This is a genomic window from Sulfitobacter sp. HI0040 (assembly GCF_001634885.1).
Classification (GTDB): domain Bacteria; phylum Pseudomonadota; class Alphaproteobacteria; order Rhodobacterales; family Rhodobacteraceae; genus Sulfitobacter.
Window position 1 is genome coordinate 1 of sequence record NZ_LWEX01000085.1, and the last position, 8,022, is coordinate 8,022.

General features: G+C 62.2%; 9 protein-coding genes. 7 read left to right on the forward strand and 2 right to left on the reverse strand.

What is annotated here, in order from left to right; translation table 11 throughout:
* From speB to A3728_RS06805, 6 genes are all read left to right on the forward strand, one after another.
* The coding region (gene speB, locus A3728_RS06780; protein WP_067921441.1) for an agmatinase at positions 1-883 on the forward strand (883 nt) is incomplete at its 5' end.
* 17 nt (positions 884-900) lie between these two features.
* On the forward strand, positions 901-1,989 hold the full coding sequence (locus A3728_RS06785; protein ID WP_067921443.1) for an ABC transporter substrate-binding protein: 1,089 nt from the start codon (positions 901-903) through the stop codon (positions 1,987-1,989).
* A 67-nt stretch (positions 1,990-2,056) separates the two neighbouring features.
* On the forward strand, positions 2,057-3,109 hold the full coding sequence (locus A3728_RS06790) for an ABC transporter ATP-binding protein (RefSeq protein ID WP_067921445.1): 1,053 nt from the start codon (positions 2,057-2,059) through the stop codon (positions 3,107-3,109).
* A complete protein-coding gene (locus A3728_RS06795) occupies positions 3,106-3,951 on the forward strand; it encodes an ABC transporter permease (protein ID WP_236630423.1) in 846 nt (281 codons plus the stop codon). Before A3728_RS06790 ends, A3728_RS06795 begins: the two co-directional genes overlap by 4 nt.
* A 3-nt stretch (positions 3,952-3,954) precedes the next feature.
* Positions 3,955-4,752 (forward strand): ABC transporter permease, encoded by a 798-nt coding sequence (locus tag A3728_RS06800; RefSeq protein WP_067921447.1) that lies wholly within the window; start codon positions 3,955-3,957, stop codon positions 4,750-4,752.
* Entirely contained in the window at positions 4,749-5,546 is a 798-nt protein-coding gene (locus tag A3728_RS06805) for a carbon-nitrogen hydrolase family protein (RefSeq protein ID WP_082851162.1), read from the forward strand. Before A3728_RS06800 ends, A3728_RS06805 begins: the two co-directional genes overlap by 4 nt.
* 99 nt (positions 5,547-5,645) lie before the next feature.
* Here A3728_RS06805 and A3728_RS06810 read toward each other — a convergent pair whose 3' ends face one another.
* The gene (locus A3728_RS06810) at positions 5,646-6,074 is read right to left on the reverse strand and encodes a hypothetical protein (protein ID WP_201722301.1); all 429 of its coding nucleotides are present in this window, start codon (positions 6,072-6,074) and stop codon (positions 5,646-5,648) included.
* Positions 6,075-6,232: 158 nt separating this feature from the next.
* On the opposite strand from A3728_RS06810, the gene A3728_RS06815 reads away from it, so the two are divergent.
* Positions 6,233-6,664 (forward strand): MerR family transcriptional regulator, encoded by a 432-nt coding sequence (locus A3728_RS06815; RefSeq protein WP_067921451.1) that lies wholly within the window; start codon positions 6,233-6,235, stop codon positions 6,662-6,664.
* Positions 6,665-6,666: 2 nt separating this feature from the next.
* On the opposite strand, the gene A3728_RS06820 is transcribed toward A3728_RS06815, so the two are convergent.
* Positions 6,667-8,022, reverse strand: a 1,356-nt coding sequence (locus tag A3728_RS06820) for a TadE/TadG family type IV pilus assembly protein (RefSeq protein WP_082857963.1), incomplete at its 5' end; no start/stop codon positions are given.

An 8,022-nucleotide genomic window follows, 5' to 3' on the forward strand; every position in this document is an offset into this window, starting at 1 on the left:
GCTTCCCGCCTGCGCGGATGCGGCGGGGCTGGATGCCTGTTTCGTGGGTGTGCCGCTGGATATCGGCACCTCGAACCGGGCGGGCACGCGTTTCGGCCCGCGCCAGATCAGGGCCGAATCCAGCATGTTGCGGCCCTACAACATGGCCACGGGCGCGGCACCCTTCGACGCCATGCAGGTGGGGGATGTGGGGGACGTGCCGCTCAACACCTTCGATCTGAAGGACAGCGTGGCGCGCATCGCCGCTTTCTACCGCGACCTGCTGCGCCATGACGTCGTGCCGCTGACGCTGGGCGGGGATCACACGCTGACCTATCCGGTCCTGCAGGCGATTGCCGAAAAGCACGGGCCGGTGGCGCTGATCCACGTCGATGCCCATGCGGACATCAACGACGAGATGTTCGGCGAAAAGATCGCCCATGGCACCCCGTTCCGCCGCGCCTTCGACGAAGGGCTGCTGAACAACGAAAAGGTCTACCAGATCGGGTTGCGCGGCACCGGCTATGCGGCGGATGATTTCGACTGGTCGCGCCGGCAGGGATGGACGGTGGTGCAGGCAGAGGACTGCTGGGGCCAGTCGCTCAAGCCGCTGATCGGGCGTATCAGGCAGGAGATCGGCAATACGCCCACCTATATCACCTATGACATCGACAGCCTCGACCCCGCTTTTGCCCCCGGCACCGGCACGGTGGAAATCGGCGGGCTGACCACCTGGCAGGCACTGGAGCTGATCCGGGGCTGTGCCGGGCTCAACGTCGTGGGGGGCGATCTGGTCGAGGTCTCACCACCCTATGACCCAAGCGGCAACACGGCCCTGATCGGGGCGAACCTGCTGTATGAAATGCTTTGCATCCTGCCGAAAAACCAAACCGCCACAGACTGAAAACAGGGGAAAACGACATGACACGTAAATTCTTGAACCGTCGCAGTTTCATGGGCTCGACGCTTGCCGCCGGGGGGCTGGCCAGCCTTGCCACGCCCAACCTGCTGCGCGCGCAGTCCGACCGTTCGCTGAAGGTCGGCACCTATGGGGGCTATTTTCAGGACAGCTTCAACGAACATATCTTTCCCGATTTCACCGCCGCGACCGGCATCGCCGTGGAGTCCATCGGGGAGCCCACGGGCGAGGCGTGGCTGGTGCAGCTGATGACGGCGGCGCGGGCCAATCAGGCGCCCGCCGATGTTTCGATGATGGCGCAGGTCGCGCGCATCAAGGGGGAGCGCGCCAAGCTCTGGGCCCCGCTCGATGAAGCGGCCCTGCCCAATGCGGCGAACCTGCCGGACCATTTCGTGCATCGCTACGAAGACGGCTCCATCAACGGGCTGGGAGCCGTGGCGTGGTACATCACGCTGGTGACGAATACGGATGTCTACGCACAGGAGCCTTCTTCATGGAAGGCGTTGTGGGATCCGGCCAACGAGGACAAGCTGGGGCTGCTGGCGCTTGCCACCAACTCCTTCCTGCTGGAGATCACGGCGGAAACCTGGTTCGACGGGACCGAAATCCTCGACACGGAGGAGGGTATTCTGGAGGTCATGAACAAGCTCGCTGAGGTAAAGCCCAACGTGCGCCTGTGGTACCGGGACGAAGGCCAGTTCCAGCAGGCGCTGGAAACCGGCGAGATCCCGATGGGGCAGTATTATCACGATGTCACCGGTCTGGCGGCGGCGGACGGCAAGCCCGTGCGCTCGACCTTCCCGGCAGAGGGCGGCGTGCTCGATTCCGGGTCGTGGTGCGTGTCCAAGGCTTCCGACAAGGTCGCCGAGGCGCAGGAATTCATGAACTACATGTGCCAGCCCGAAATTCAGGCCAAGCTGTCGCGTTTCGTGGGCACCGCGCCCACGGTGCGCCGCGACCTTACGGATTTGACGGATGAGGAATACGGCGCGGTTGCAAGCTCCATCGATCCGATCCTGCCGCGCTATGACGTCTATAGCGAGCGTGAGGACTGGCTGAACCAGAAATGGTCCGAACTGGTGGTCGGATAATGCTGCTGCAGCCTGCCGCCCGGCGCGGCAGGCCGCAACCGGCACACCTGAAGGAGCGCGGTTTTCGATGACCCAGATACGTATTGAAAACGCCACGAAGATGTACGGCGATTTCGCGGCCGTGCGCGATGTGTCGGTGGATATCCCCGACGGCAGTTTTGTCTGCCTTCTGGGCCCCTCGGGCTGCGGCAAGACGACCCTGCTGCGGCTCGTGGCGGGGTTGGAAGACCTGAGCGAGGGCGCCCTGATCGTGGGCGGCGAGGATTATGGCGACATCCCCGCCCACAAACGCGAATTCGGCATGGTATTCCAGTCGCTGGCGCTGTTTCCGCATCTGACCGTCGCGGAGAACATCGCCTATCCGCTTAAGGTACGCGGTGCCCCGGCGGCGGAACGGCGGGCACGGGCGCGCGAATTGCTCGATCTGGTCAAGCTGCCCGGGGTCGAAGACCGCTATATCCACCAGCTTTCGGGCGGTCAGCGCCAACGCGTCGCCATTGCGCGGGGGCTTGCGATCGATCCCAAGGTGTTTTTGCTAGACGAGCCGCTTTCGGCGCTGGATGCCAACCTGCGTGAGCATATGCAGATCGAACTGCGCCAGTTGCAGAAAGATCTGGGCGTGACCACCATCGTCGTGACCCATGATCAGCGCGAAGCCATGTCGATGGCCGATATCGTGATCCTGATGAAAGAGGGCGAGGTGCAGCAGGTCGGCACACCGATGGAGATTTACCGCAATCCGGCAAATCCCTTCGTCGCCAATTTCATCGGGGTCAGCAATCTGATCGCCGGGCGGCTCGTCGACGACCGGACCTTTGATGCCGAAGGCACCGAGATACGCCTTGCCCCCGAAGATATCCTGCACGTCGCCGCGCCTGCCCGCGCCACGCTGAGCCTGCGGCCCGAGGATGTCGTGGTGCATGCCGATGCGGAGCGCGGCCAGTTTCGGGGAAAGGTCGTCTTTCTGCGCGATCTGGGGGCCAGCGTGGAGATCCTGCTGCGGGTGGGAGAGATGGAGATCACTTCCGTCTGCGCCCCGCAGAGCCGTCCCGACGTGTCCGTGGGCGACGATGTGGGCGTCGAGTTCCTGACCGGGCGCGCCACGGTGCTGGCGCTGTGAGCGGCGTGGCGGACAGGCTGAGGGACAATGGGGTCGCGGTCTATCCCACCGCGATGCTGCTGGTGTTCTTTCTCATCCCGTTTCTTATCATGTTCGCCGTCAGCTTCTTCAGCCGCGACGAGGGCGCGTTCTTTACACCGGCTTTCGATCTGGCGAACTACGCGCGCTTTTTGTCGCCGTTCTTTTTCAAGGTGCTTGTCACGTCGCTGGGCCTGTCCGCGGCGGCGGCGGTGATCTCGGTCGGAGTTGCGGTGCCCTTTACCTATTTCGTCACGCGGATGGGGGCGGGGGCGCAATCGGTCATTCTGGTGTTCCTGCTGTCGGTGCTGTCCCTGTCGGAGGTGATCATCGGCTTTGCTTGGTCCACGCTCTTGTCGCAGACCGCCGGGATCGGCAACCTGCTGGCGGCACTGGGCATCCTTGAGTCCTCGCGCAGTTTCACGCCCTCGCTGGGGGCGCTGCTGCTGGGGCTGTGCTATCTGGGTTTTCCCTATGCGGTTCTGGTGATCTATCCCGCGCTGTCGCGGCTTGACCCGGAACTGCCGGAGGCCGCGCGGATGCTCGGCGCCTCGCCCATACGCAGTTTCTTCAACATCGTCGTGCCGATGCTTCGCAACACGATAACCGGGGCGCTGATCCTTGTCTTCGTCTTCACCCTGGGGGCCTATCTCTTGCCGCAGGTGCTGGGGCGACCGCAGCACTGGACGTTGTCGGTGCATATCACCGATCAGGCGATCTTTCAGTCGAACCTGCCCTTCGCGGCGGCGATGGCGATTTTCCTGATGCTGGTGTCGCTGGCGATGGTGGGTCTTTCCTCTTTGCTTGGCCAGAAAAGGATGTAGCCGGTGCCTGCCCTGTTTCGAAACCTCTTCATCCTGCTGGTGGTGCTGTTCCTCGCCGCGCCGCTTGTCGTCATCCTCGGGGTGTCGCTGAACGAGCCCAAGCGGCTTCTGTTTCCGCCCGAGGGGTTTTCCCTGCAATGGTATGCGGAGCTTTTCCGGGCGAACGACTGGCTGGGTGCCTTGCGCAATTCGGTCGTGATCGCACTGGGCGCCAGTGCCATCGCGGTATCGATCGCCCTGCCGCTCGCGCTTTATGTCTGGCGCAAGCAGAACCGGCTGGCAAAGGCGCTCTTCGGGCTGGGGGTGGCGCCTTTCATGCTGCCGCCGGTCATTTCGGCCCTGGGTTTCATGATCTTCTGGATCACGGTCGGCTTCTACGGCCAGATCGGTGCGACGATGGTTTCGCACGGGGTTTTTTTGGTGACCCTGCCGCTGGTCACGATCTCTCTCGGGCTCGAAGGGATCGACCGGCAGTTGATCGAAGCCTCCCGCTGCATGGGTGCCAACAGCCGCATGGTTTTCAGGACGCTGATCTTTCCGCTGGTGCGGCCCTATGTGATGTCGGGCTTTGCCTTTGCCTTTGTCCTCAGCCTCAATGAATATATCATCGCCTATATGGTCGCCGGGTTCACCGCCGAAACCCTGCCGATCAAGATCTTCAACTCGCTGCGGTACGGCTATACGCCGGTGATGGCATCGGTCGCTGTCTTCTTCGTCATGACGGCGGTGCTGATCTACGGAAGCATCGCCCGTTTTGGCGATCTGCCCCGGCTTCTGGGGGCGGAAAGGTCAGCCGGATGACAAGTAGCGCCATGCATACGGGATTGACGGCGGCGCTGTGGCAGGGCGACAGCGTACCGGGCGATATCGCGGCCAACTTAGCGCGGATAGAGGCCGCGGCAGAAGGGGCGGCGGAGGCCGGGGCTGACCTGCTGGTCATGCCGGAATGTTTTCTGACCGGCTATTATTCCCACGCGGATCTGAGCGAGATCGCGGTCCGCGTCGATGAAGGCTGCATAAGCGCGCTTGCCGCCCTGGCGCAGCGGTTGTCACTGGTTCTGGTGGTGGGCAGCTACGAGTTGACGGAAGCGGGACTTTACAATGCGGCCATCGTTTTCGACCCCGAGCTTGGGGTGATCGGCCCCTACCGCAAGCGGATGCTCTACGGGGAGTGGGAAAAACGCAGTTTCCGGCGCGGGTCGCAGCCGCTGATCTTTTCCTGCAAGGGTGTGAAGGTCGGCGTGCTGATCTGTTTCGACGTGGAATTCCCGGAGCGGGTGCGCGAACTGGCGACCGGCGGCGTGGAGTTGCTGGTGGTGCCCACGGCCCTAATGGAGCCCTACGACAAGGTGACATCCCTGCTGGTGCCGGCGCGGGCTTATGAAAACGGGATCTTCGTGGCCTATGCCAACCGGGTCGGAAGCGAAGAGGAACTGACCTATCTGGGCGGAAGCTGCATTGTCGGCCCGGATGGAAACCATCTTGCCCGGCTTGGCGCGCGGGACGTCGGACTGGCCTCTGCCCGGATCGACACCGCCCGGATCGGTGTGGCCCGCGCCGAGGTTCATTACCTTGGCGAAATGGATAAGGCGTAGCGGGGCAGGGGGCGAACCCTTCCCCGCCGGGATCCCATGCGGCAGCCACTTGCGTTTGCGCGGGCCGTCACAGGCATATGGGGCTGTTTGGTTATGGTGCTACGCGCGGGCGGAGTGGTTTTCGATCCGCGCGCCGAAAGTCATCCGCGCCAAGCCCCAAAGGAACACAGCGAACAGTAAATGCAGCACCGCCGCGGCCACGATAACCTTGGGCGTCACCGCCAGACCGAGAAAGCCCCAGTCGACGACAGGAAAGAAGAAAACCAAGGTCGCGATCCACAGAACGAATGCCAGCCAGAAGGCGCGCATGAAGGTGAGAGCGTCCGCGAACAGAAGGAAATAAACGACGGAGAAACCCGTCACCCAAACGGCATGAAACAACAGACCCACCGGCAGCGGCAGAGCACTTTCCCACAGCGTTTCGGCGAATGCGAGGCCGAGCGGTTTGGGCAGCGGCGAAATCCCGGCTTTCAGCCCGACTAAGGTGATCAGGCCCGTCAGGATCGAAACCGCGACCCCGATAGCCACAGCTTTTGTCCATTCTTCCGAGTTCAACGTATGTATTTGCATCTTGGCCTCCATTGCAATTTTCAACCACACCGTGTCGATTGATGGTGTCGCCTATTGTCGGAAACAAATCTGGAGCTACTCCATGTTCCGGGGGAAAAGGGAAAAGGGAAAAGCGAATGAGCGAGCCGCAGTCTTCTCGGGCCAACCTGTCCATCGGGGATGTTTCCGAACTGACCGGAAGCAGTATCGACACGATCCGGTATTATGAACGCGTGAACCTGATGCCCGAAGTTGAGCGCACCTCAGGGGGGCATCGCGTCTATACAGACGAACATATTCGACGTCTGGCTTTCATTCGTCACAGTCGTGCGCTGGGGCTGAGTCTGGAGCAGATACGGCAGGTCGTGGATGGGACCGAAGGCGGCTCCTACAGTTGCGAAGAATGGCAGAGTCTGCTGAACCTCTGCGCCGAAGGGATAGTGCGGCAGATCGACGACCTCAGGACCGCCGAGCGTAACCTTCGCGAGATGATCGACGCCTGCGGTCAGGCAGAGCTTCCCAATTGCCGGGTGGTCGAAAGGCTGTTGGCAGGAGAGATACCGCAGTAGGCTTACTGCACCATCTTGAAATATTGCGCACGGTAAACGTGTTCCATCCCGGCCTGATTGCAGCTGCCGAACCGCATGTTGCTGGTGCCGTCGATGTTCCCCCCCGAGATAAACGAGGCCCCCTGAATACCGTTGGCGTTCGCCGCGAACTTGATGTCACCCAGCGCCAGTATCTGGCCGCCGAAGACGTTGAGCTTGGCCGCCGCGCGGAAGCCGCCCAGCGTCATCAGGACCGCACCGCCACCGGCGGCGCAGGCATCGTCCCGTCCGAGGTTCAGATTGGAGGGGGCGCTGAGTGAAGCAGGGCCGGTATTGGTCGTGGCGATCACCACGTCCTCCAGTATCGTGCCGCTTGCGAATTTAACCTCGCAGCTCGTGATGAAGACAAACTCCGAATAGGTGCCCTGACCCAGAGTGATCTTGCCGCTGCCCCCGCAGGCGAGGTAATTCACCGCCCCCGGCATGAAATGATTGGGGGTGAGGCCCCCGCCGCCCGACTTGGCAGGCGGACCGCCGGAGCCGCTGTTTCCCGGTTCCACCGCCAGTTTGCGTTCATCGACCTCATAAAGTGATCCCGGCGCCACATAGGGGGGAAGATGCTTGGCCTTGGCTGTCCAGAAGCTGTCAATGATCTCTGGCAGATCGGCCAGGAGCCGCATGCGGTAAACCCCTTGGCGCAGCGCGGCCTCAAGCCCGCTGTTCTTTTCATAGCCGGAGTTCGGTATGTCGAGTTTGCTGATGTCGGGCATGGAAACACCGGTGCCTGCCTCGAAGACATTGTTCTGGTTCAGGCTGACATAATTGTTGGCATGGACGCAGAAGGGCGCTGAAAAGCGGTTGTTCGACTGGATGTCGACGACGTTATCGGCCACGAACCCTTCCGTGAGGCAGGGGGGGTAGTAGGTGCTGAAGACAGACTGCACCCCGACATCGAAGGTGTCGAACCCGAGGATATGCAGCAGCAGGTTCCGCGATGCGTTGTTGCGCACTTCGGCCATGGCTGCATAGACCCGGACGGCGGATTTTGAATCCTGTGCCGCGGTGAATTCGAATTTTTCCGGGTCCCAGACGCCGAAGCTGACGTCGGCGCTGGTGATGACATCGCTCCCGAAGCCGGAGGTCGGCAGGAGATCGAGAATGATATCGCCGGCGACCTGCCGGGCTTCGTCGGCGCTCTTGTCATCGCGGGAATAGAGCGCGGCATGGGCCGCGGTGTCGGCGGCGATCTGCAGGCGGGTCCTGTCGGCCATGACCCGGTTGAAATCGACGCTGAGGCCGCCGATCACGAGGGTGATCAGCAGGAAAGAGAGCGCGAGGATCGTGATCGCGCCGTCTTCGTCCTGCCAGAAGCTGCGGGT